The organism is Couchioplanes azureus (assembly GCF_014648355.1).
Classification (GTDB): Bacteria; Actinomycetota; Actinomycetes; order Mycobacteriales; family Micromonosporaceae; genus Actinoplanes; species Actinoplanes azureus.
This window is the reverse complement of record NZ_BMQY01000001.1, coordinates 1,370,397-1,393,581: the sequence shown is the minus strand read 5'-3', so window position 1 is coordinate 1,393,581 and position 23,185 is coordinate 1,370,397. Positions and strand designations below refer to the sequence as shown.

General features: G+C 71.4%; 18 protein-coding genes. 6 read left to right on the top strand and 12 right to left on the bottom strand.

The window, feature by feature from the left end:
* Positions 1-116 precede the first annotated feature (116 nt).
* Complete coding sequence (locus tag IEY99_RS06405) at positions 117-782, top strand: GNAT family N-acetyltransferase (RefSeq protein ID WP_071810095.1); 666 nt, start codon at positions 117-119, stop codon at positions 780-782.
* Here the strand turns inward: IEY99_RS06405 and IEY99_RS06400 are convergent.
* The 8 genes from IEY99_RS06400 to IEY99_RS06365 form a co-directional block, all read right to left on the bottom strand.
* Entirely contained in the window at positions 779-1,933 is a 1,155-nt protein-coding gene (locus tag IEY99_RS06400; protein ID WP_189200143.1) for an N-acetylmuramoyl-L-alanine amidase, read from the bottom strand. The genes IEY99_RS06405 and IEY99_RS06400 overlap by 4 nt on opposite strands.
* A 158-nt stretch (positions 1,934-2,091) precedes the next feature.
* The gene (gene trxA / locus IEY99_RS06395; RefSeq protein WP_189200141.1) at positions 2,092-2,415 is read right to left on the bottom strand and encodes a thioredoxin; all 324 of its coding nucleotides are present in this window, start codon (positions 2,413-2,415) and stop codon (positions 2,092-2,094) included.
* A 29-nt stretch (positions 2,416-2,444) separates the two neighbouring features.
* Positions 2,445-3,404, bottom strand: a complete 960-nt coding sequence (trxB, locus tag IEY99_RS06390) for a thioredoxin-disulfide reductase (protein WP_189200139.1) — start codon at positions 3,402-3,404, stop codon at positions 2,445-2,447.
* A 142-nt stretch (positions 3,405-3,546) separates the two neighbouring features.
* Positions 3,547-4,746, bottom strand: coding sequence for an RsmA family anti-sigma factor (locus IEY99_RS06385; RefSeq protein ID WP_189200137.1), 1,200 nt, complete (start codon positions 4,744-4,746; stop codon positions 3,547-3,549).
* On the bottom strand, positions 4,743-5,540 hold the full coding sequence (sigM, locus tag IEY99_RS06380; RefSeq protein ID WP_189200135.1) for an RNA polymerase sigma factor SigM: 798 nt from the start codon (positions 5,538-5,540) through the stop codon (positions 4,743-4,745). The genes IEY99_RS06385 and sigM overlap by 4 nt, the downstream gene beginning before the upstream one ends.
* A gap of 140 nt (positions 5,541-5,680) precedes the next feature.
* Positions 5,681-7,231 (bottom strand): protein kinase family protein, encoded by a 1,551-nt coding sequence (locus tag IEY99_RS06375; RefSeq protein WP_229798172.1) that lies wholly within the window; start codon positions 7,229-7,231, stop codon positions 5,681-5,683.
* A gap of 179 nt (positions 7,232-7,410) precedes the next feature.
* The gene (murJ, locus tag IEY99_RS06370) at positions 7,411-9,336 is read right to left on the bottom strand and encodes a murein biosynthesis integral membrane protein MurJ (protein ID WP_189200134.1); all 1,926 of its coding nucleotides are present in this window, start codon (positions 9,334-9,336) and stop codon (positions 7,411-7,413) included.
* 70 nt (positions 9,337-9,406) lie between these two features.
* Entirely contained in the window at positions 9,407-10,306 is a 900-nt protein-coding gene (locus tag IEY99_RS06365) for a hypothetical protein (protein ID WP_189200132.1), read from the bottom strand.
* A gap of 49 nt (positions 10,307-10,355) precedes the next feature.
* Here IEY99_RS06365 and IEY99_RS06360 point away from each other — a divergent pair, with 49 nt between their 5' ends.
* On the top strand, positions 10,356-11,786 hold the full coding sequence (locus tag IEY99_RS06360; protein ID WP_189200130.1) for a CCA tRNA nucleotidyltransferase: 1,431 nt from the start codon (positions 10,356-10,358) through the stop codon (positions 11,784-11,786).
* A 6-nt stretch (positions 11,787-11,792) separates the two neighbouring features.
* Here the strand turns inward: IEY99_RS06360 and IEY99_RS06355 are convergent, their stop codons facing one another.
* The gene (locus tag IEY99_RS06355) at positions 11,793-12,695 is read right to left on the bottom strand and encodes an Ig-like domain-containing protein (RefSeq protein ID WP_189200128.1); all 903 of its coding nucleotides are present in this window, start codon (positions 12,693-12,695) and stop codon (positions 11,793-11,795) included.
* Positions 12,696-12,702: 7 nt separating this feature from the next.
* On the opposite strand from IEY99_RS06355, the gene IEY99_RS06350 reads away from it, so the two are divergent.
* Positions 12,703-13,203, top strand: a complete 501-nt coding sequence (locus tag IEY99_RS06350; protein ID WP_373293306.1) for a methylated-DNA--[protein]-cysteine S-methyltransferase — start codon at positions 12,703-12,705, stop codon at positions 13,201-13,203.
* Between the two features lie 43 nt (positions 13,204-13,246).
* Here IEY99_RS06350 and IEY99_RS06345 read toward each other — a convergent pair whose 3' ends face one another.
* The gene (locus IEY99_RS06345) at positions 13,247-14,326 is read right to left on the bottom strand and encodes an inositol-3-phosphate synthase (RefSeq protein WP_189200710.1); all 1,080 of its coding nucleotides are present in this window, start codon (positions 14,324-14,326) and stop codon (positions 13,247-13,249) included.
* 20 nt (positions 14,327-14,346) lie between these two features.
* On the bottom strand, positions 14,347-14,955 hold the full coding sequence (locus tag IEY99_RS06340) for a PadR family transcriptional regulator (protein WP_189200126.1): 609 nt from the start codon (positions 14,953-14,955) through the stop codon (positions 14,347-14,349).
* Positions 14,956-15,111: 156 nt separating this feature from the next.
* Between IEY99_RS06340 and IEY99_RS06335 the strand changes: the two genes are divergently transcribed.
* The 3 genes from IEY99_RS06335 (at position 15,112) to IEY99_RS06325 (ending at position 20,173) form a co-directional block, all read left to right on the top strand.
* Positions 15,112-15,579: a DUF5318 domain-containing protein gene (locus IEY99_RS06335; RefSeq protein WP_189200124.1), complete on the top strand. Its 468-nt coding sequence runs from the start codon at positions 15,112-15,114 to the stop codon at positions 15,577-15,579.
* Between the two features lie 189 nt (positions 15,580-15,768).
* The gene (locus tag IEY99_RS06330; protein ID WP_189200122.1) at positions 15,769-18,513 is read left to right on the top strand and encodes a transglycosylase domain-containing protein; all 2,745 of its coding nucleotides are present in this window, start codon (positions 15,769-15,771) and stop codon (positions 18,511-18,513) included.
* A 178-nt stretch (positions 18,514-18,691) separates the two neighbouring features.
* Positions 18,692-20,173, top strand: a complete 1,482-nt coding sequence (locus IEY99_RS06325) for a glycosyltransferase family 87 protein (RefSeq protein ID WP_189200120.1) — start codon at positions 18,692-18,694, stop codon at positions 20,171-20,173.
* A 30-nt stretch (positions 20,174-20,203) separates the two neighbouring features.
* On the opposite strand, the gene IEY99_RS34025 is transcribed toward IEY99_RS06325, so the two are convergent.
* Positions 20,204-23,182, bottom strand: coding sequence for a hypothetical protein (locus IEY99_RS34025; RefSeq protein WP_229798170.1), 2,979 nt, complete (start codon positions 23,180-23,182; stop codon positions 20,204-20,206).
* Positions 23,183-23,185: the final 3 nt, after the last annotated feature.

The window sequence follows — 23,185 nt, the reverse complement described above, 5'->3', positions numbered from 1 at the left end:
ATCCGCTCCCGTTCAAGGCGATTGCGGCGTAGGATCCGACCGGGGGCGCGGACGAGCACGTGATCAGGACCGTGCCGCGAGTCCGGAAAGCTCACCGATCTCAAGGGGTCCCGCCCATGTCGCGACGGCTGGTCAACCTGACCCTCGACACGCTCGAAGATCTGCCCCGGCCGTGCCGGGGCTGTGTCTACTGGGAGCTGGATCCGGTCTCCGCCGAGCGGGCCTGCGCCACCGGCGACCCCGGCCTCGAGAAGGAGGCGTGGGTCTCCCAGACGCTGCTGGAGTGGGGCTCCTGCGGCAAGCTGGCGTACGTCGACGGCATGCCGGCCGGCTTCGTCATGTTCGCCCCGCCGGCGTACGTACCCCGCTCGATGGCCTTCCCCACCTCGCCGGTCAGCGCCGACGCGGCCCTGCTGATGACCGCGCACGTGGTGGCCGCGTTCGCCGGCGGCGGGCTGGGGCGCATGCTGGTGCAGGGCGTGGCGCGCGATCTGACGAAGCGGGGCGTCAAGGCGATCGAGGCCTTCGGCGACGCGAAGTTCGGCGAGGCCGGCGAGGGCGAGGAGGGCTGCGTCGCGCCGGTCGACTTCTTCCTGTCGGTGGGCTTCAAGACCGTACGCCCGCATCCGCGCTATCCGCGGCTGCGGCTGGAGCTGCGCACGGCCCTGTCGTGGAAGTCGGACGTCGAGTACGCGTTGGAGAAGCTGCTCGGCTCGATGAGCCCGGAGACGCTGCTGCGCCCGGTCCGCCCGGTGACCGCCACGACCTCCACGGAGGGCTAGGGAGTGTTGCGGGAGGCCAGGGCGAGCCTGAGCTGCCGCACGTCGATCGAGCCCGTGGGCACGTCCGCCTCGACCGGGTAGTACATCCGCTGCACCGCCGCGAGGATCGCCTCGACGAGCTGGTCTCGGAAGAGCGGGTCCACCAGCCGTTCCCGGTCCACCGGGGAGGTGAGGTAACCCATCTCGACGTGGACGGCCGGCATCTGGGTGAGCCGGAGCAGCTCCCACGTCTTGGCATGGGTGCGGCAGTCCCGCATCCCGGTGCGGACGACGATCTCCCGCTGGACCAGGTTGGCCAGCCGCTCCCCCACCGTCGACGTGGCGCCGGTGCCGGTGCCGAAGTGGTAGGTCGAGACCCCGTCCGCCGACGGCGAGTCCTGCCCCTCCAGGTGCAGGGAGATCAGCAGGTCGGCGCCGAGGCTGTTGGCCAGCGTCGCCCGCTCCTGCCCGGACATGGTCTGGGCGGGCTTGGGGCCGCGGGTGAGGTGCACGCGCATGCCGGCGGCGCCGAGGCGGCCTTCGAGGCGGGCGGCGATGTCGAACACGAGGTCGGCCTCGGTCCAGCGCAGCTGCCCGTCCGGCACGACGATCCCGGGGTCCTTCTCCCCGCCGTGGCCGGGGTCGATGACGATGGTCTTGCCGACGAGGCTGGAGCCGGACTGCCGGAACGCCTCGGCCTCGCGCAGCCAGTTGGGGCGGCCGCCGACGACCTTGCGGCCGAGCCGGCGCAGCGCCTTCATGGTCTGCGGGCCGCAGGAGCCGTCCGGGGTCAGGCCGACCTCCCGCTGGAACTGGGCGACCGCCCGGGCCGTGCGCGGACCGTAGATGGCGTCGGCCCGGCCGGTGTCGAAGCCCATCTCGAGCAGCCGCTCCTGCAGGGCCCGGACGTCCTCCCCCACCAGTGACGTCGGCACGGAGTGGAACAGCGTGCGCGCGCCGAGCTTCCAGCGGGCGCCGTCCAGCGCCATCCAGGTCTCGGTGTCGACGACGCCGTCGGCGCTGAGCCCGCGGCTCTGCTGGAAGGCCCGTACGGCGGTTTCGGTCGCGTCGTCGAACTCGGTGTCGCCGATCTCCAGCAGGTCGAGCTCTACGAGGATCGACCGGATCTCCTCGACGGCCGGCCCGGTGTCTCCACGTCGGATCGAGCGCACGCGCGGCTCCCTAGAAGTGGGAAGGTGAAGGGGACAACCCCCGGAGCGTACCCCCAGGTGTCCCGGGCGGCTCGGCCTCGATGCCGGCTCCGTGCGTCGTCCCCCGACGGGCAACGCCCCGCATCCGGGTGGGACGCGGGGCGTTGGAAATCTCCTGCTCAGAGCGCGGATTCGATGAAGCTCACCAGCGCGCCCTTGGGCTTGGCGCCGGCCACGGAGTTCACCGGCTCGCCGCCCTTGAAGAGGGTGAGGGTCGGTACCGACATCACCCGGTAGGCGCGGGCCGTCTCCGGGTTCTCGTCGATGTTCAGCTTGACGATCTCCACCTTGTCACCCATCTCGGTGGCGATCTCGGCGAGCAGCGGATCGACCTTCTTGCACGGTGCGCACCATTCGGCCCAGAAGTCGACAAGCACCACCTTGTCGGACTGCAGCACGTCACTCGCGAAGGTGGCGTCGGTGACGGCCTTGGTTGCTCCCACTAGGACCTCCTGGTCTACAGCTTGACGAACTACAGCTCGATGAACGATGCGATGAAGCGCTCGGCGTCCAGCGCGGCCGCGCAGCCGGTGCCGGACGCCGTGATGGCTTGACGGTAGGTGTGGTCGACGAGGTCGCCGGCGGCGAACACGCCGGGGATGTTCGTCCGGGTGCTCGGGTGGTCGACCTTGACGTAACCCTCGTCGTCCAGCTCGATCTGGCCCTTGAACAGCTCGCTGCGGGGGTCGTGACCGATGGCGACGAACACGCCGGTCACGTCGAGAACCTTGGTGTCACCCGTGTTCACATCGCGAAGGCGGGCGCCGACGACCTTGCCGTCCTCGCCGAGGATCTCCTCGACCACGGAGTTCCACTCGACCTTGATCTTCGGGTTGTCGAGGGCCCGCTTCTGCATGACCTTGCTGGCCCGGAAGGAGTCGCGCCGGTGCACGATCGTGACGCTCTCGGCGAAGCGGGTGAGGAAGGTCGCCTCCTCCATCGCGGAGTCGCCGCCGCCGACCACGATGATGTGCTGGCCGCGGAAGAAGAAGCCGTCACAGGTCGCGCAGGACGAGACGCCGTGGCCGAGCAGCTCCTGCTCGCCGGGCACACCCAGGGGCCGCCACGCCGAACCGGTGGACAGGATCACCGCGCGGGCGAAGAACTGCTTGTCGCCGACCCACACGGTCTTGAGGCCCTCGGTGCCGGGCTCGGTGGGCTTGTCACCCAGCTCGACCCGGGTCGCGTCGTCGGTGATGAACTCGGCGCCGAACCGCTCGGCCTGCTTGCGCATGTTGTCCATGAGCTCCGGGCCCATGATGCCCTCGGGGTGACCGGGGAAGTTCTCCACCTCGGTGGTGGTCATCAGCGCGCCACCCGACTGCACACCCTCGATGACCAACGGCTTGAGGTTGGCCCGGGCCGCATACAGCGCCGCGGTGTAGCCGGAGGGTCCCGAGCCGATGATGATCAGGTTTCGGACCTCGTCCACTGCCGACTCCTCAGTCTGGGGTTCGCCGGGGCACCGGCGACATCGCACGCTAGAACGTCATCGTAGGAGAGCAACATTCCCCCGCGTCATGCTCCTGTGGGCCCCGGCATAGTGGGGGTCCTCACGACGGACGGGCGTCCGGTCAGCCTACCTTCACGGCCCCGAGCCTGTCGGCGCCGGAACCGGGCGTGCCGCAGTCGGCCCCGGCCGCCCAGACCCACGTCCCGTTGCCCGCGGTGAACCGCACGACCAGCGCCGGGACTCCCTCGAAGCGCGCATAGTCGAGGCTCTGCGCGGTGATCGCCCCGGCCCGGTTGGCCTCGGAGATCGCGGCGATGCAGGCGAGCAGCGCCTCCTGCACCCGGAGGCGCTGGAGCGGGTCGTCATTGTCGATCATCGCGCCGGCGCTGGGCTCCGCCATGCCGCGCACCTTGCCCTCACCCTCCGACCCGGCCGGCTGCGGCGCGGCCTGGGTTCCGGGCGGCCGCGGAGCGCCGCTTTCCCCGCCGGCCGCCGCGGGCATCGCCGGCGCGCCCCGCGCGAGCGTCTCGTCGGTGTAGTCGATGCCGCTGGCCAGCACCCGCGCCGGCCCGGCCGGCAACCCGAACAGCTCGGCCTGGGGCGCCGCCTGATCGGCCGCCGAACCCGCCGACGTGGTCGCCTCCTGCGCATCCCCGGCACCGAACTGGGGGATGCCGAACCCCAGGAACGCCACCAGGCCGGCAGCGATCCCGATCGGCGCGGCCCACTTCATCCGCCGGGCCCGCTTCCGGGCCGTCGTGGACCGCTCTTCACCATCTTGTACGGCGACCAGATGCCGGACAGGAGCAACACCATCGCCACCCGGCCCCACGTCCCCGGACCCGGAACCGGCACCGCCGGCCTCGACGCCCCCGGGCCCGGCCGCAGCTCGCACCCGCTCGCCGTCAGCGTTCACCGGCCCGGCGTCAGCGTTCACCGGCCCGGCGTCAGCGTTCACCGGCCCGCCGTCAGCGTTCACCGGCCCGGCGTCAGCGCTTGTGGACCCGGCGTCGGAGCCGACCGTGACCAGTCCGTTGCCTATCGCCGTGGTCGCCTCGGTGCCGCCGCTCGCCATCGCCAGCGCGGCGTCCAGCCGGGCGACCACGTCGGCCGGCATCGGCTCCGGCTCGGCGCCCCACGCCCCCAGGGCGGCGGTCATGGCCGCGGTGGCGTCGGACAGCTCGGCATGCGCCCGGCGCCAGGCGGGATGTCCCACGATGAGGGCGGAGACCACGGCCTCGTCGGGCGTGCCGTCCAGCGCGCCACCGACGTAGTCGGCCAGCAGGTCGAAGTCGACCTCGCTGAACTCTGCCCCGGTCACGACTGCTCTCCTCTGTCACCGGAGGCCGGAAGCGGCCTCGATCCCGGGAGCGGCACGGTCGCACCCGATCCGGATGAGACGCGCCCCGCACCGCCGGGGTTCCCACCGTGACCGTCTTCTCCCCCGGACTTTTCGGCCGCGACGAACGAGCTGTTCATCGGGCCGCTCGCCGACCGCTTCCCGGGCGCCTTGGGCTCGGCACCCGTACGCAGGTGTCCCAGGGCCAGCGCCATGCGGGCCCGGCCGCGGGCGCAGCGGCTCTTGATCGTGCCTTCCGCGACGCCCAGGATCTCGGCCGCCTCGACGACCGCGTAGCCCTGCACGTCGACGAGGACGAGCGCGGCGCGCTGCTCCGGCGGGAGCGCGGCCAGCGCGTCCCGGACCACGAGGGCGGTGTCGTGGTCCGGTGCCGGTGCCGCCGGCTCCGGACGGCTGCCCGGCCCGCCGTCGTCGGTGTGCGTACCGTCCGGCAGGGGCACGGTCGGGTGGGCCTGGCGCCGGCGCATCCGGTCGAGGCAGGCGTTGACCACGATGCGGTGCAGCCACGTCGTGACGGCGGACTCGCCTCGGAAGCGGGCCGCGCTGCGGTGCGCGGACAACAGCGCGTCCTGGACGGCGTCGGCGGCCTCCTCGCGGTCGCCGATCGTGCGCAGGGCGACGGCCCAGAGCCGGTCCCGGTGGCGGCGCACCAGCTCGGTGAAGGCGTGGGGATCGCCGTCGACGTGGGCGCGCAGCAGCTCGGCGTCGGCCGGGGCGGAGCCGTCCGCGGCAGCGAGTGCGTCGCCGGAAGTCACGCCAGCAATGTAGCCGAGGCGCGGCGTGCTCGCGCCGCCAGCGGGGGCGACACCGCGCCGTGGGCGGGATCCACGGGGGGTGCCGGCACGAGAAAGCCCCCCACCGTGCGTCGGGTGGAGGGCTTGGCGGACGACCGGGATCAGTCGGTGGCGTACACCTCGATGTCGGTCACCTTGACCTTGTAGCCGCCCTCGCCGTCGTCGGCCGGCGGCAGGTCGCTGATGAAGACCAGTATGTACTGATAGGTCTGGCCGGCGTCGAACACCGGGAAGATCGTCTTCGTGCCGTCCGTTCGGGTGTCACCGTCGCCGAGCTTCTTGAACAGGGTCTTGACGATCTGCTCGTCGCCCTCCGAGGTGTCGCCCGGGTCGTTGAGGCCCGTACGGATGTCCATGGCGATGCCCGGCGCGGAGGCCTCGACCCGGACGTCGCTCACGTGGCGTGGCGTGCCGAGGTTGATCAGCACTCCCATGCCGCGCTTGAGGTTGCCGAAGTCGGAGGTGTTGAAGCGCTGGGTCTCCCAGCCCGTTTCCTTGCTGTCGTCGACCGCGAACTTGGCCTCGCCCGAGTCGTTGCGCTCGCCCTTGGGCGGGTCGACGATGCGGACCATGTTCTCGTTCAGCGGGATCTTCCGGACCTGCCCGCCGGTGCCGGTGTTGCCCTGACCGGAGCCGTTGCCCTGGGTGCCGTTCTGCGGCGCGGTGTTGGCCTGCGTGCTTTCCGGCGCCTGCTCCTTGGCCGAGTTGCTGATCGCTCGGATCCCGAAGACCAGGCCGATCAGCGCGATGACGACGAGCGCCGCGACGCCCACCACGATCTTGCGGGTGCTGCGGACCGGCTCGGCGGCGGTGCCCTGGGTGAAGCGCAGCGGACCGGCGTCGTCGTATTCCTCGTCGGCGGCGTCCAGGCGGGCCAGCTCGGCGGTGAGCGCATCGGCCTCGGGCGCCGCGACGCCCTTGTCGAGCAGGTCCATGGTCAGATCGTCGAGATAGGCCGGGACGCCGGCGCGGATCTGCCGCGGGGTGGAGGCCGCGCCGGCGCCGTCGCGCATGGCGTCGGGCAGCGCGGAGGCGCCGGCCTCCGCGTGCGGCCAGCGCCCGGTCAGCGAGTAGTAGAGAATGCCGCCGACCGCGCGGATGTCGGACTCGATGCTGTCGGCGGAGTCGGCCCGGGCGTCGGCGAGCACCACCCGGCCGTCGTCGGCGATCAGGGTCGTGCCGGGGTGCACGTTGCCGTGGACCATGCCGGTGGCGTGCACGGCGGCGAGGGCGTCGACGATGGAGTGCGCGATCGCCGTGGCGCGCGCCGGGTCGAGCGGGCCTTCCCGCGAGACGAGCTCGCGCAGCGCCTCGCCGTCGACCCACTCGCGGACCACGTAGGCCCGGGTGCCCTCGTCGATGGCGTCGTAGACGCCGACCAGATTGGGGTGGATCACGCGGCTCGCGTCGACCGCCGCCTGGAGCATCTCGGCGGCGGACTCGCCGCCCGGATGCCGGAGCACGACCGCGACGGGCCGCCGGAGGATGACGTCGATGCCCCGCCAGACCTGGCGTCCCGCACTGTCGTTGTTGACGTGCTCCTCGAGCTGGTAACGCTCGGCCAGGATCTCGCCGACGGTGGGCGCACCGAAGGTCATGACCGGTCCGGCCTCGTCGGCCGCGGTCTCGTGGCCTTCGCCGACCTGGGTCACCCGACCTCCCTCGGTGGGTCCGCACGTGTTGCCCCCGACCTTACCCGCCCACGCCCACGGTCCCACAGGTCATCCCCGCGCGCGGCACCCGTCCGAGGCCGTACGCGGGCGTTCTCCGAGCCGCCCGGCGTGGCGGATTCGGCTGTTCAGTGGGTTATCCACAGCGTTGTCCACAGCGATCAACGCCCGATTTTGCGCCGCACCATCCCGATGACCTGATGGACCTCCTCGACCTTGAGCAGCGCGGCCGTCACGAGGTAGGTCAGCATGATCACCCCGCCCCCGACCGCGACCTGGGCCGCCGCCGCGAGACGCCCGGGCGTGTCGCCCCCGGGCAGCAGATGCACCACCACCAGCCCGGCCACCGTGGCGACCGCCGCCGCGGCCACCACCTTCAGCAAAGCGCCCGCGACCGACCCGAGGTTCAGCCGGCCGATCCGGCGGCGCAGCACGGCCAGCGAGATCACCGCCGAGACCAGGTAGGAGACCGCGTTGGCGGCGGTCATGCCGGCCGCCGTGAGCGCCTGACCGAGCACCGTGGCGACGAAGAGGTAGCCGGCGATCCGCAGGGCGACCACCGGCACGTTGATCAGCGCGACGGTGCGGTTGCCCTGCAGCGCATAGAAGGCATAGGTGCACAGGTAGCTGACGGACAGCGGGATGACCGTGAACGCGGCGACGGCGAGCACCCCACCGGTGGCGAAGGCCTGGTCGTAACTGAACGCGCCGCCCTGGAAGAGCGTGACCGCGATCGGTACGCCGAGGACGCCGTACCCGACGCAGACCGGGGCGAGGGCCGTCGTGGTGAGCCGGATCCCGCGGCTGAGGTCGGCGCTGACGTCGGCGAACCGGCCCTCGGCGGCGGCCGCGCTCATCTTGGGCAGCATGGCGGTCATCACGGACACCCCGATGATCCCGTGCGCCATCATCGTGAGCAGGAAGACGTTGTTGTACGCCACGAGGCTCGCGTTGTTCTCGCCGGCGACGCCGCTCAGTATCCGGGCGACCAGGAAGACCGAGACCTGGTTGACGCCGACGTACACCAGCATCCACCCGGCCAGCCCGCCGATCTCGCCGAGGCCGAGCGCCCCGGGGTTCCAGCGCCAGCGCCAGCGGAAGCCCACCTTGCGCAGGGCCGGCAGCAGGCCGGCCGCCTGCACGACCATGCCGAGCAGGGTGCCGCCGCCGATCAGGGCGATCCGGCCGGGCGTCATGTCCTGCGGGGTCAGCCCCTTCGCCGTGCCGTAGAACAGGACGAACGCCCCGCAGCTCGCGATGACCACGAGGTTGTTGAGGATCGGCGCCCACATCGGCGCGGCGAAGTGCCCCCGGACGTTGAGGACCGCGCCGATCAGCGCCGACAGGCCGGTGAAGAAGATGATCGGCAGCATCAGGTAGGACAGGGACGTGACCAGATCCTGGTAGCCGGCCGTCGCCCGGGAGCTGGACTGGATGGCGGTGATCACCGGCGCGCCCACGGTCACCAGCACCGTCGCGGCGCCCAGCGCCACCACCGCCAGGGTCAGCAGCCGCTGGGTGAAGAGCTCGCCGCCGTCGGGGTCGGCCTTGCGGCGGCGTACCAGCAGGGGGATCAGGACGCTGGACAGGATGCCGCCGAGCAGCATCTCGTAGACCTGCATCGGCAGGAACTGGGCGCTGGTGTACGGGTCACCGATCGCCTTGCCGAGCGTCATGCCGATGAGCATGTTGCGGACGAAGCCGATGAGGCGGCTGACCAGGCTGCCGGCCGCCATGATGGCGCTGTTGCCGGCCGTGCTGCGGCTCTCCTCGGCGCTTCGTTCGCCGTCCGCCGCGCCGGCCGGGTCCGCTCCGGGTTCCGTGCCCTCGACCCGCCCGGCCGCGCTGCTGCCGTAAACAGTGCCGCTGCCGCTGCTGGTGCTGCCGTAGACGGTGCTGCCGTAGACGGTGCCGGCGGCCGGTCCGCTGGTTGCCGGCGGGATGACCTCGGGGGGCAGTGCCTGGTCGGCGGCCGCGGTGGGAAGGGCGGTGCCCGTGCCGTCGACGGAGATCAGCATGGCGCCGTCGGACGGCTCCGGCTCACCGTCGGGCGCGGCGTGCGCGCTGCGGTACAGGCCGCCGCTCACCAAGACCTCCCCAGGGGTACGGACACAGAAGCCACCCTAGCCAGGCCGGTCCCGCCGCGAAGGGCGCCGGTCACACGTGGTGGCGTACCAGCGTGCCCGGCGCCGCCCCGGCCAGTGTCTCGACCATCCAGCAGGCCTCGAGCGGGACGAGGGGCTCGCTCAGCGCGTCCAGCACGGTGGGGTGGTCGCAGCCGGCCTCGGTCAGCTCCCCGAGCAGCGCGCCGACCGGACGCAGGTCGCCGGTGTCGGCCATGTGGCGGGCGAGCGGGCGGACTCCGGCGTACCACTGCTCCTCGGGCAGCCGGGACAGCCGGCCTGCCGCGCGGCGTACCAGCTCGGCAAGCCCTTCGTGCGGGAAGCGGGCGCCGCCGCGGACCTGGAGCTGCACGGGCGCCGGGAGGGTGTAGGCCGCGATCGCGGCCTCGTCGAGCACCTGCGGGGAGGGCGTGGCCGGGCGGGGCCACCAGGCGTCGCCCGCGAAGAGCGGCAGTGGGGTCTGCTCGGGGCCGGTCGGCGTGGGTGGCGGCACGTCGCGGCGCAGCGACCGGTACGCCGCCTCGCGCACCGCCGCCACCGTGGTCTCGTCGTCCTCCGCGGTGACCGGCGCGAACGGCCCCAGCAGCGCCACGACCAGGCCGGGGTGCGGCAGCGTCGGGTCCTCCAGGGCGATCACCCGGGCGCAGAGCTCGAGCTCGTGCCAGCGCAGCGCCGCGGGCCAGGGCCGGCCCGGCGCCGCCCAGCCGAGCTGCACCGGTTCGCTGGTCGCGGGTTCGCGCAGGCCCAGCGTCTGCTCGCCGGTGGCCAGGTCGAGATCGAGCACGAGGCCGTACCCGCCGGTGACCGGCAGCGAGACGCGCAGCTCGGCGGGATCGGGGTCTTCGGCCGCGCCGGCATCGGCCCGCAGGAGGGACCAGAATCCGGGGTCCTCGCTGAGGCGGCGCAGCGCCTCGGGAACGGGCACGAGCCCCATCCTGCCCGCTTCGCTCGGTTACCGCCACGACGGTTACCCTGGTCGCCTGATGTCAGTCTTGAATACGGCCCAGCGCAACGCCGTCCAGGAGTTGCTCCGGGTCTCCCCGGTCGCCGACGAGCTGGGGCGCCGCTTCGGCGCCGCCGGCCATGAGCTGCACCTCGTGGGCGGGTCGGTGCGTGACGCGCTGCTCGGCCGGCTCGGCGACGACCTCGACTTCTGCACCGACGCGCGCCCCGAGCAGACGCTCGAGCTGGTCAAGGGCTGGGCCGACGCGATCTGGGAGACCGGCCGCGAGTTCGGCACGATCGGCGTCCAGAAGAACGGCCTGCGGCTGGAGATCACCACCTTCCGCGCCGAGGCGTACGACGGCGTCACCCGCAACCCGGTCGTGGAGTACGGCGACAACCTCCTCGACGACCTGCGCCGCCGCGACTTCACGATCAACGCGATGGCGGTGAGCCTGCCGGGGCACGTCTTCACCGACCCGCACGGCGGCCTGGAGGACCTGGCCGCCGGCGTGATCAGGACGCCCGCGCGCCCCGAGGAGTCGTTCGGCGACGATCCACTTCGGATGCTGCGCGCCGCCCGGTTCGCCGCGAAGCTGAAGTTCACGGTGGATCCGGGTGTTTTGTCCGCTATGCGGGCTATGGCGGCGGATCTGGACCGGATCACCGCCGAGCGCATCCGCGACGAGTTCACCAAGCTGCTGTCCGGCCAGGATCCCGTGGGCGGCCTGCGCCTGCTGGTCGACACCGGGCTCGCCGACCGCTTCATCCCCGAGATCTCCGGCCTGAAACTGGAGATCGACGAGCACGCCCAGCACAAGGACGTCTACGAGCACACGCTGATCGTGGTCTCCAACGCCGTACGCCTCGAGGGCGACGCGGGCCCGGACTTCATCCTGCGTATGGCGGCGCTCATGCACGACGTCGGCAAGCCCGCGACCAAGGCGGTCGGCCGCGACGGCCGGGTCAGCTTCCACCACCACGAGGTGGTCGGCGCGCGCCTGACCAAGCAGCGGATGAAGGCCATGAAGTACCCCAAGGACGTGATCTCCGCGGTGGTCGGGCTGGTCGCGCTGCACCTGCGTTTCTACGGGTACGGCCGGGGCGAGTGGACCGATTCGGCCGTCCGGCGCTACGTGACCGACGCCGGCGATCTGCTCCCCCGCCTGCACAAGCTGACCCGCTCGGACTGCACCACCCGCAACCGGCGCAAGGCGGCGGCGCTCGCGGCGGACTACGACGCGCTCGAGGAGCGGATCGCCCGCATCCAGGCCGAGGAGGACCTGGCCCGGGTCCGGCCGGACCTCGACGGCAACGCGATCATGGAGCTGCTCGGCGTGCCGCCCGGCCCGATCGTGGGTCAGGCCTGGCGGCACCTCAAGGAGCTGCGGCTGGACCGCGGCCCGCTCGACCGCGACGAGGCCGAGGCGGAGCTGCTGCGCTGGGCTCGCGACCACGGCCACATCTCGTAGCGGACGTCAGCGCCGGTAAGTGCGCTTCGCCGTGGTCTTGACGTTGCCCGCCTTGTCGTAGGCGCGCAGCTGCACGGTGAACTTCTTGCCGTACTTCTTCGGGTTGACGGTGAAGCGGTAGGCCGCCTTGCCGTCGGTGGCCACCACCTTGCCGTTGACCAGCAGCTGCACCCGGGCGATGCCGAACCGGTCGGTGGCCTTGGCGGCGACGGTGAACTTCTTCGTGACCCGGGCCTTGTTCCGCGGCGCCTGGGTGAGCGAGACCGACGGTGCCGTGTTGTCGACGGTCACGGCGCGCTCCACGTACGTCCCGTTGCCGGCCTTGTCGGTGACCGCGAAGAAGATCGCCTGCTTGCCGTCGCGCACCCGCCGGGTGTTCAGCGGGATCGACCAGGGCGCCTTGCGGATGGTCACGTTCGGCGTGCCGGCGGCGACGATCGCGGAGGCCAGCTCGCCGATGCCGCTGTAGTCGCGGACCGCCGTCACCGAGGCCTTCAGGGTGCCGCGGACGAATGCGTTCTTCGCCGGCGAGAGTGTGACGACCGGCGCATCGCTGTCCACGATGACCCGCCGGGTGTACTCGCTGACGTTCCCCCACATGTCGAACGCCTTGATGGTCATGGTGACCGGCCCGTTCTTCGCGTCCATGTCCCAGAGCGGGCCGCCGCTGAGGTCGGCGAAGGTGTCGACGAGCACGCCGTCGATCCACAGCTCGCCCTTGCGGACACCGTCGGGATCGGACATGTAGACGTGGGGCGCCCGATACTTGCTGACGTAGCCGTCGACGGCGTCGTAGAAGACGCTCAAGGTGGGGTCGCTGTTCTCGGCGGCACGGGCGGGCGTGCCGGCCACTCCGGTGAGGAGGATCGCGGCCGTCGCGGCGCCGAGCAGAGAGCGCATCTTGATCATCGAGGCAATGTACTGGTTGTCGTACCCCGGGCGCACAATCGTTTCTGTGCGGCTCCTCACGGACTCTCCCATCGGCCCGCTCGGCGTCCAGCTCGACGGCGACACGGTGATCGGCGTCCGCTTCGGCGCGTCTTCCACCTGGGCGCGCGTCCCGCATCCGGTCCTGACCGAGCTCGCCGGCTATTTCGCCGGGACGCTGACGGCGTTCACCGTGCCGGTGGAGCTGCGCGGCGGTTCGGAGTTCGAGCGCGCGGTGTGGCGCGAGATCGCCGGTATCCCCTACGGCGAGATGCGCACCTATGGGTCGATCGCCGCCGCGCTCGGTGACCCCGGTGCCGCGCGTGCGGTGGGAACGGCCTGCAACCGCAACCCGGTGCCCGTGCTCGTGCCGTGCCACCGGGTGGTCGGGGCGGGCGGCAAGCTGGTCGGCTTCGGGGGCGGTCTGCCGCGCAAGCGGCACCTACTGGAGCTGGAGGCCCGCGTGGCGCTGGAACGGGCCTGGAGCTGACGAGGGGCCGGACCGTCGCGCGGTCCGGCCCCTCGGCGTGCGATCAGCGCTCGGTCTCGCCCTTGATGAAGGCCTCGACGGCCGCGTGGGCGTCGTGGTCGTTGTACTGCACCGGCGGGCTCTTCATGAAGTAGGAGCTGGCCGACAGGATCGGGCCACCGATGCCGCGGTCCTTGGCGATCTTCGCCGCGCGCACCGCGTCGATGATCACACCGGCCGAGTTCGGCGAGTCCCACACCTCGAGCTTGAGCTCGGCGTTCAGCGGGGTGTCACCGAAGCTGCGGCCCTCGAGCCGGATGTACGCCCACTTGCGGTCGTCGAGCCACGGCACGTGGTCCGACGGGCCGATGTGCACGTCGCTCTTGGACATCTCGTGCGGGATCTGGCTGGTGACCGACTGGGTCTTCGAGATCTTCTTGGAGACCAGGCGGTTGCGCTCCAGCATGTTCATGAAGTCCATGTTGCCGCCGAAGTTGAGCTGGTACGTACGCAGCAGCTCGACGCCGCGGTCCTCGAACAGCTTGGCGAGCGCGCGGTGCACGATCGTCGCGCCCACCTGGCTCTTGATGTCGTCACCGACGATCGGCAGGCCCGCGTCGGTGAACTTCTTCGCCCACACCGGGTCGGAGGCGATGAAGACCGGCAGGGCGTTGACGAACGCGCAGCCGGCGTCGATCGCGGCCTGCGCGTAGAACTTGTCGGCCTCCTCGGAGCCCACCGGCAGGTAGGACACCACGACGTCGACCTGGGCGTCCTTGAGCGCCTGGACCACGTCGACGGGCTCGGCCGACGACTCCTCGATGATCTCCCGGTAGTACGTGCCGAGGCCGTCGAACGTCGGTCCACGCAGGACGGTGACGCCGGTCGGCGGCACGTCGGTCAGCTTGATCGTGTTGTTCTCGCTGGCGACGATCGCCTCGGACAGGTCCATGCCGACCTTCTTGGCGTCCACATCGAACGCCGCGACGAACTTCACGTCGGAGACGTGGTAGTCGCCGAAGGTCACGTGCATGAGACCCGGAACGCGGTCGTTGGGGTCGGCGTTCCGGTAGTACTCCACGCCCTGTACGAGGGACGAGGCGCAGTTACCCACACCGACGATGGCGACGCGGACGGAGCCCATCGCGTTTGCCTCCTTGTTCATCACGGCCGGTCCTGGTGCGGAGCCGGTATTACGGGGGGTGCATCCGCCGCCTGATCGGCGGCGGAGGGTGTGCGGCCGGAGCGCTCGTTGGTGATGAGCTCCTCCAGCCACCGAACCTCGCGCTCGCAGGCGTCCAGTCCGTGTCGCTGCAGTTCCAGCGTGTACGCGTCGAGCCGGTCCCCGGCGCGCGACAGCATGTCCCGCAGGCCCTCCCGGCGCTCCTCGATCCGGCGCCTGCGGCCCTCGAGGATGCGCAGCCGGGTGGCCCGGTCGGTCCGGGAGAAGAAGGTGAAGTGCACGCCGAAGCCCGCGTCGTCGTACGTCTCGGGACCCGCCTGGGCGAGCAGGTCGGCGAACCGCTCCTTGCCCTCGGCAGTGATCTTGTAGACAACCCGGCCCCGTTTGCTCGTCATCGGCGGCACGATGTCGGTTTCGGTGGCCTGTTCGCTGATCCAGCCGGCGGCGTGCAGGCGCTTCAGCGTGGGGTACAGAGTGCCGTAGCTGATGGCCGCGCGGATGGTGCCGAGCTTGGTGGCGAGCTCTTTGCGCAGCTCGTACCCGTGCATCGGGGCCTCCTGGAGGAGGCCGAGGATCGCCAGTTCGAGCAACGCGGGCCACCTCCTTCGGTTCGATGTATCGGGCCGATACATCGTCACCGTAGATCGGGGCGCGGAGGATGGCAACTCGGTGATGGGTCGCGGTCGGCGCGCCACGCTGCGTAGTGGCGGTCGCCGTTCGGGTGCCGACCGCGTACTCTCTTCGCCATGCGCACGCAGCGGCAGGTCGTCGACTACTCGCTACAGAGGCGAGCGCTGCTGCGTGACCTGCACAACGGCAAGATCGGGACGCTCGAGGTCTGCGACGCGTCGCCGTACCTCAAAAACGCAGCTAGGTTCCACGGCGAGCCCACCGACGAGCGCTGCCCCGTGTGCCGCCGCGACAACCTCACCCTGGTGCACTACATCTACGGTGACGAGCTGAAGCAGTCCGCCGGCCAGGCCCGCAAGCTCGCCGAGCTGCCGGTCCTGGCGATGACACTGCGTGAGTTCCAGGTCTTCGTGGTCGAGGTGTGCCAGACCTGCGCGTGGAACCACCTGACCGAGCAGTTCCTGCTCGGCAGGGACGCGCTCACCCCCGACGAACGCCCGGGCGGGGCGCTTGCCGCCTCGTCCGCCTCGGGCCGCCACCGCGAGACAGGGTCGTCGTCGCTTCGCCGGGAGGGCCGACAGTGATCACCCTCAACGTCGATAACGTGGAGACGACCCCGACCGACACGGGCACCCAGCGCCGCGGTCGGTCATTTTTGACATCCGTCAGGGCGGCTGCGGGGATGCAGCCCAGAATGTCCGCTCGTGGCGCAGCCGGCGGGAGCCCCTCCAGGGCTCCCCGGGCGCGCCACCGCGACCGGTAGGTGTAACCGAATGAACTCGTACGGCGACTCGCAGTCTGCACGCGCCCGGGCCAGAGTGCCCGGGCCGTCCGCTGCTTCCACGCCTGACGACGACCCGTCCGGCTACGACGAACGCCCCGCGCCCGACGCGTACCGGCGCCAGGCAGGACGCGCCACCGTGAGCGGCGCCGCATCCGTCGGCTCCGCCCCGGCGGGCGGCCGTGCCTCCGTGGGCGCCGGCCGCGCCTCCGTGGGCGGGCGCGCCTCCGTGGGTGCCGCCTCGGTGGGTGCCGCCCGGGTGGGCGCCTCGGCATCCGCCCCGCCCGGCCGGGCCTCCGTCGCCCGGGCCGCGGTCCGGCCGGTGTCCCCCTCCCCGATCGGCGCGGGCCCGGAAGAGCCGCACGGCCGCCGGGGCGAGGCCCAGAAGATCCTCACCAAGGTCGCCAAGCGGCGCCGCCGGACGAACATCCTGACCGCCGCGGCCGCCGTGGTGGTCATCCTGCTCGGCATCGGCGTCGTCGGCGGGACGTGGTTCTTCGACGACGTCGAGCTGCCCGCGGACCGCCAGGAGGCGCAGACCAACGTCATCCTCAACGCCAAGGGCGAGACTCTGGCGAAGCTGGGTGACCAGAACCGCACGGTCGTGCCCGAGGGCAAGATCAACCCGATCGTCAAGAAGGCCGTGGTCGCCGCCGAGGACAAGAACTTCTACGAGCACCACGGCATCGACATGAAGGGCATCGTCCGCGCCGCCTGGAACAACTTCGTCAGCGACGACCTGCAGGGCGCGTCCACGATCACCCAGCAGTACGCCCGCTACGCCGCGGACCTCAAGGGCATCAACGTCAACCGCAAGCTCCGCGAGGCCGTCATCGCCCGCAAGCTCGAGGACAAGTACGAGAAGGACGAGATCCTCGGCAAGTATCTGAACTACATCTACCTCGGTGAGGGCCGGTACGGCATCGAGGCGGCGGCGCTGGGCTACTTCAACAAGTCCGTGCTGACGCCCGAGGGCAGCAAGAACGCCATCACGCCGTACGAGGCCGCGGTGCTGGCGTCGATCATCAAGCAGCCGGAGCCGGACCCCAACACGGGTCACAAGGGGTACAACCCGCGGCTGAACCCCCAGGCTGCCAAGGAGCGCTGGGACTACACGCTGAACAACATGCTCGAGGAGGGGTGGATCACTCCCGAGGTGTCCGCGGCGCGTAAGTACCCGAAGATCCAGCCCCTGAAGGCCAGCCAGTGCAAGACCTGCGCCGCGGACAAGCCGGTCGGCATGATCATGCGGCACATCAACGCCGAGCTGCGCGAGATGGGCATCTCCGAGGCCGAGTTCCAGCGCGGCGGCTACACGGTCACCACGACGATCGACCCCGAGGTGCAGAAGGCGGCGGAGGAGGCCGGCTCGCGCAAGAGCGAGACGTCCCCGATGCGCCTGCAGAGCAAGAAGGTCCAGGCCGCGGTCATCGGCATCGACCCGAAGACCGGGCGGGTGCTCGGCTACTACGGCGGCGACGACCCCCTGGGCACCGACTACGGCAGCTACCTGAACGGCGACGGCACCGACTTCAGCGGTCGCGGGCAGTCGCCCGGCTCGACGATGAAGATCTACACCCTGGCCGCGGCGCTCCGGGAGGACATCTCCTTCCGGACCACCTGGGACGGCACGAAGAAGCGCGAGAACGGTAAGGAGATCAACAACGCCGGCCGGAAGCCGGGCTTGATCTGCGGCGGGAGGATCGAGGCCTGCGACCTCGAGACCGCGACCATCAACTCGTACAACTTCCCGTTCTACTGGATCGCCGACGGCATCGGCCGGGAAAAGGTGATCGAGGCGGCCCGGGACGCCGGTCTCGAGCACCTGTGGCCGGACGAGGGCCCGCCCGTCGACCTGACCAAGACCGACGCCTCGACCTGGAAGAAGAAGGGCTACTTCGACAACGAGGTCGCCTTCGGCCAGTACCACGTCTCACCGCTGGAGCACGCCCAGGGCGTGGCGACGATCGTCAACCAGGGTGCGCGCAACGACGCCCACTTCATCAGGAAGGTGGAGGCCGTCGACCAGACGACGGGGAAGAAGAAGATCGTCGCGGCGGAGAAGACCAAGCCGAAGCAGGTCTTCCCCCAGGACCAGATGTCGAACCTCGAGGCGGTCATGGCGAAGATCCCCGGTCAGTCGGGGAACAACCTGCGCAACGGCCGTCAGTCCATCGCCAAGAGCGGCACCTGGGAGTTCGACGGAGGCAGCGGTGACTGCTGGTTCGTCGGCGGCATCCCCCAGCTCGCCGCCACCGTGTGGGTCGGCGGCGCCGGCAACAAGGTGAAGCTCAAGGAGCCCAACGGCGGCGAGATGTTCGGCTCCGGCACCCCGGCGGACATCTGGGAGAACTTCATCAACGCCGTGACCAAGGCCAAGGACATGGAGCAGGAGCGGTTCCCGCCCCGCGTCGAGACCGGCAACCCGGACAGCGAGTACGCCAACGGCAAGAAGCCGGTGGCGCCGCCGGTGGTCAACCTCCCGCCCAACCCCGGCCAGGGCCAGAACCCGGCCTGTGACTTCCTGCCCGCGCTGTGCCCGGACAACGGTGGCCAGAACAACGGCGGGGGCCAGAACGGCGGGGGCCAGAACGGCGGCGGCCAGAACGACGGCGACGGCCAGGACAACGGCGGACCGGGCAACGGTGGGACCATCACCTTCCCCGGCGGCGACGGAAACGACACCGGCACCGGCGGAGGCCAGTTCGGCACGGACCGGCTGGACGGCGGAGGCTGACCCGTCGCTCGTGACATGGTGGAAAGGCCCGTCGCTCGGAGCGACGGGCCTTTTCCGTTCCCGTCTCGCCCCGCTGGTTCCCGCCTGTGCCGCTGCGCAGCTCGCCGCGCCGGATGCCCCACGTGTGTCGCTGTGCTGAGAGACCACGGGAGGGGTGGATGCGGCATGATGCGAAGTCATGAGCGCGCCCACGCCTGCGACCGACCGGACCGATCTGCCCGCCCAATCCGACGGGTTCGTCCGCGGCCTCTCGCAGGCGATCGGCGGGCCGGTCGGCGAGCACGCCGTCCCGCCCACGGCCCGGCGCGGCCGCTTCTGGACGGCGCAGCGCATCATCCTCGCGCTGGTCTGCCTGACCCTGGCCGCCAGCTGGGTGCAGAAGTCGCCCTGCCAGGACGGTGACTGGCAGAAGAACGTCCAGTACACGCGCTTCTGCTACACCGACGTGCTGGCGCTCTACTACGCGGAAGGGCTGAACGAGGGCAAGGTCCCGTACCGCGACCACCCGGTCGAGTATCCGGTCGTCACGGGCTACTTCATGGGCGCGCTCGGCCTGCCGGTGCACGCTCTCGGCGACCGGTACCCGGAGATCAACCAGGGCCGGTGGTTCTACAACGCCAACGCGCTGGTCCTCTCGATCCTCGCCGTGGCGTCCGCCGCGGTGCTGCTCGCGCTGCGCCGCCGCCGGCCCTGGGACGCCGCGATCTTCGCGCTCTCCCCGGTCCTGCTGGTCACCGCCACGGTCAACTGGGACCTGCTCGCCATCGCGCTGGCCATGTTCGGCCTCTACGCCTGGGCCCGGCGCAAACCGCTGATCGCCGGACTCCTGCTCGGGCTCGGCGGCGCCGCCAAGCTCTGGCCCCTGTTCATCCTCGGGCCGCTGTTCGTCCTCGCCCTGCGCTCGCGGCGGATGCGAGCCTTCCTGCTCGCCCTCGGCACGGCGGTGTTCGCCTGGCTGGCCACCAACCTGCCCATCGCCATCCTCTACCCCACCGGCTGGAAACGCTTCTTCGAGCTCAACGAGACCCGGCCGATCGACTGGGGCACGCTCTGGTACATCGGCCGCTACTTCGACGGCAAATGGAACACCGGCGCGGACGATCAGGGCCCGTTCCAGTGGCTCAGCGACAACATCCCGGCCCTCAACAACCTCTCGTACGCCCTGACGATCCTCGCGTGCGCCGCCATCGGGATGCTCTGCCTGCTCGCGCCGCGCCGGCCCCGCCTGGCCCAGCTCGCCTTCCTGGTGGTCGCCGCCTTCCTCATCTTCAGCAAGGTGTGGTCCCAGCAGTACGTCCTCTGGCTCCTGCCGTTGATCGTGCTGGCCCGCCCGCGCTGGGGTGCGATCATCGCCTGGACGGTGGCGGAGATCGGCTACTTCGCCGCCTTCTACGCCGAACTGCTCGGAGCGGGCGGCAAGCCGGTGATCCCCGAGGGCACGTTCGTGCTGGCCTCGGGCCTGCGGCTGATCACCGTCGCGATCCTGTGCGCACTGGTGATCCGCGAGATCTGGCGGCCCGAGCTCGACGTGGTCCGCCACACCTACCGGGACGACCCGGACGGCGGCGTCCTCGACGATGCCCCGGACGCCCCGTGGATCGCGGTGCTGCGCCAGAGGCTGCAGGCGAAGCCCCGCGAGACGTCCACGGCGGAGCTGTAGCCGCCGGCTTCGCCGCGGGCCGGCTTCCCGTCAGTTCAGGCGGAACAGCACCGAGTTGTCGTCGAGGTCCTCGCGGGTGATGCCGAGCGCGTCCACGGTCCGGTCGCCCGCGCGATCCCACGGCGTACCGGCGGATTCGACCCGGAGCAGCAGCACCGTGCCGATGCCCAGCGAGCGGAGGTACTGCACGCTGGTCGCGTCCGGGAAGCTCGCCACCGAGCGGCGCAGTTCCGCCTGGCGCCCCGGCGCGAAACCGCCGCCACCGTTGGCGATCTCCTGGAAGCGGCTGGTCGACCACAGCATGACGGTGTGGTCGCTCAACGCCGCGGTGGGCAGGACGAGCATCGGGCCGGTCACCGTACGCATCGCCGCGGGCTGGGCCGGGACCACCGGATGGGCGGTCGCGTTCCAGCCCTCGACCAGCACGAGCAGCAACGGCACGAGCGTCGCCAGCCGCAGCCACGGCCCCGGCCGGGGCGGCACCCGGGACGCCGCCAGGTTCTCGGCGCGGCGGACGAACTCGGCCACCGCGCCCGCGGCCAGGATCGCCAGGAACAGGGTGACCCAGAGCATGAGGCGCCCGGGGATCCGCACGCCGAAGGAGGCGGGCAGATGGCCGAAGAGCGGCAGATAGCTCCAGCGCCCGTCGAAAAAGGTCGTGCCGAGGGTGAGCGCGGCGCTGACGAGGACGGCGAGGAGTAGAAGCAGCCGTTGCCACAGGCGCCAGACCGAGAAGAAGAGCCCCACCAGCGCGAGGGCGTACAGCACGAAGCCCGGCAAAAGCGTCATCTCAGCGGGCCAGCGCAGGGCTTCCCGGGCCACGGCGTGCGGCGCTCCCCAGATCCGCGACTCCGCCGGGCCGATCAGCAGACTCTGCACCGGCGGCGAGAAGAACGAGATCTCGCTACCCGCCGGCGCGGCGTCACCCACTCGCAGGTAGGGCACCGCGATGAGCGCCCCGACGCCCGCAAGGATCAGCGCGCCGAGCAGATCGGTGACGAGCAACCGCCACCCGAGCCCACGTACGGCCGCCGGCTTGGCTGCGGCTCCCACAGTGGGCGCGGCCGGCTCGGGCGCGGCTTGCACGGTGGGCGCGGCCGGCTCGGGTGCGGCTTGCACGGTGGGCGCGGCCGGCTCGGGTGCGGCTTGCACGGTGGGCGCGGCCGGCTCGGGTGCGGCTTGCACGGTGGGCGCCGCCGGTGACGCTGGTGATGGCACCGCCGCGGGCTGCGCTGGTGAGGAGTCGTTGGGCGCTTGTGTGGTCGATGGCCCGGTGGAGTCTTGTGCTGAGGCCCCTCCGGTCGAGGTTGGCAGCGCTCCTGGGGCTGTGGCCGCTTCGGGCTTCGGCTTTCGGTGGAGTCGGGGCAGCAGGCGGCGGAGGCGTCGGCCCAGGTGGCGCAGGAGGGTGCTGCACGCGACGACCACGATGAGGCAGGCGAGCACGTAGGCGAACGGCAGGCCGAGGGAGAACCCGAGGCTGATCTGCCACGTCGCGACGAGCCACCCGGCCGCCGCCCATCCGGCGTGCCGCCGGGCGGGGCGGAAGCCGTACCGCAGGGACCAGCCGTGTCCCCGTGCCAGCATCGCCAGGGCCAGCGGGATCCCGCCGGCGGACACGATGTCGAGGTGTCCCTCCTGGGCGAGCCGCCACGGTGCGTAGGCGAAGGCGACCGCCCCGACCACCGCGCCCGTCCGCCCGGCGCCGAGCTGGCGGACGAGCGCGTATCCGCCGATGACCAGCAGCGCATGGGCGAGCACGAAGAGGATGTTGTACCGCAGGACGGCGGCCAGCGGACCGCTGCCGAGCATGCCGGCGGGCGCGTAGCCGAGCAGACTGTCGCCGAACGCGAAGCTGTAACGCTCCGGGAAGAAGGCGTTGGCCTGCCACAGGCGCGCCGGTTCGTGGAGCAGCACGTGCCCGGCCCAGGAGACCTGCCACGCCTGCCGTGACGGATCCCAGACGTCCTGCGGGACGGTGTGCATGGGGTAGCGCAACGTCGGCCAGGTCAGCACCACGGCGAGCAGCAGGGAACCGTAGACGACCAGGGCGTACTCGTGGACGAGCGCCCGTCCGACGGCGCGGAAGGCCCGACGGATGCGGCCGGGCCGGCGCTCGGGCGTCTCGACGAAGGCGGTCCACGGGTCGGGCGGTGCGCCGGGAGGACGGGCGGTCGGCAACGCCCCCTTCCGCCGCCGGAAGCGCCCGCCCGACACCCCACCCTCACCTGGCGTGATCGACTCCCCGACCGTGATCGACTCTCCGGCGGTGCTGGGCTCTCCGGCGGTGGTGGGCTTCCCGGCGGTGGTGGGCTTCCCGGCGGTGGTGGGCTTCCCGGCGGTGGTGGGCTTCCCGGCGGTGACGGGTTCTCCGGGGGTGCTGGGCCTCCCGGCGGTGACGGGTTCTCCGGGGATGGGCTTTCCGGGCTCGACCGCTTCTCCGGGCGGGACGAACTCGCCTGGCGCGACGGACTTCCGTGGCGCCGCCGTGGCGCCGGCTGTTGCTGCGTCGCCCTGTGTGGCCGCGACGGTCGCGGCGGCCATACGAGGCACGGCGGGCCGTAGACCTCGGCCCATGCCCAGGGGGTCGGTCACCTTCGCGACGCGGCCGCGACGCAGCCCGGCCCACCTCCGGAGCCTCGGCCTTTCGGGCACGCGCTCCTCACTCCCCGTGGCCCCGCTCCCGCTGGCCTCGGTCGGGCTCGTCCCGATCCCGATGCTCTCGGTCGGGCTCTCCCCGATCCCGATGCTCTCGGTCGGGCTCGCCCCGGTCCTGATGCTCTCGGTGGCGGCGTCGGTCTTGACACCCTCGGTGGCGTCGGTCTCGGTCGTGATGTTCTCAGTCGCGGCGGTCCCGTTTTCGGTCGCGGCGGTGCCGGTCGTGTCGCTCTCGGTCTCGACGGTCGGGGTCCCGATCGGCTCGGGCTGGACCGCGTCGGGTGTGGTGGGTTCGTCGTCCCCGGGAGGAGTCGTCTTCCCGGAGGCGCCGACCTGCGGCCGCTCGGTCGTCATCCC

Coding starts and splice junctions, on each gene's coding strand:
- IEY99_RS06405 (WP_071810095.1), top strand. CDS start 117: ATGTCGCGACGGCTGGTCAACCTGACCCTCGACACGCTCGAAGATCTG.
- IEY99_RS06365 (WP_189200132.1), bottom strand. CDS start 10,306: ATGGGGCTCGTGCCCGTTCCCGAGGCGCTGCGCCGCCTCAGCGAGGAC.
- IEY99_RS06360 (WP_189200130.1), top strand. CDS start 10,356: ATGTCAGTCTTGAATACGGCCCAGCGCAACGCCGTCCAGGAGTTGCTC.
- IEY99_RS06355 (WP_189200128.1), bottom strand. CDS start 12,695: ATGATCAAGATGCGCTCTCTGCTCGGCGCCGCGACGGCCGCGATCCTC.
- IEY99_RS06350 (WP_373293306.1), top strand. CDS start 12,703: ATGTACTGGTTGTCGTACCCCGGGCGCACAATCGTTTCTGTGCGGCTC.
- IEY99_RS06345 (WP_189200710.1), bottom strand. CDS start 14,326: ATGGGCTCCGTCCGCGTCGCCATCGTCGGTGTGGGTAACTGCGCCTCG.
- IEY99_RS06335 (WP_189200124.1), top strand. CDS start 15,112: ATGCGCACGCAGCGGCAGGTCGTCGACTACTCGCTACAGAGGCGAGCG.
- IEY99_RS06330 (WP_189200122.1), top strand. CDS start 15,769: ATGAACTCGTACGGCGACTCGCAGTCTGCACGCGCCCGGGCCAGAGTG.
- IEY99_RS06325 (WP_189200120.1), top strand. CDS start 18,692: ATGAGCGCGCCCACGCCTGCGACCGACCGGACCGATCTGCCCGCCCAA.
- IEY99_RS34025 (WP_229798170.1), bottom strand. CDS start 23,182: ATGACGACCGAGCGGCCGCAGGTCGGCGCCTCCGGGAAGACGACTCCT.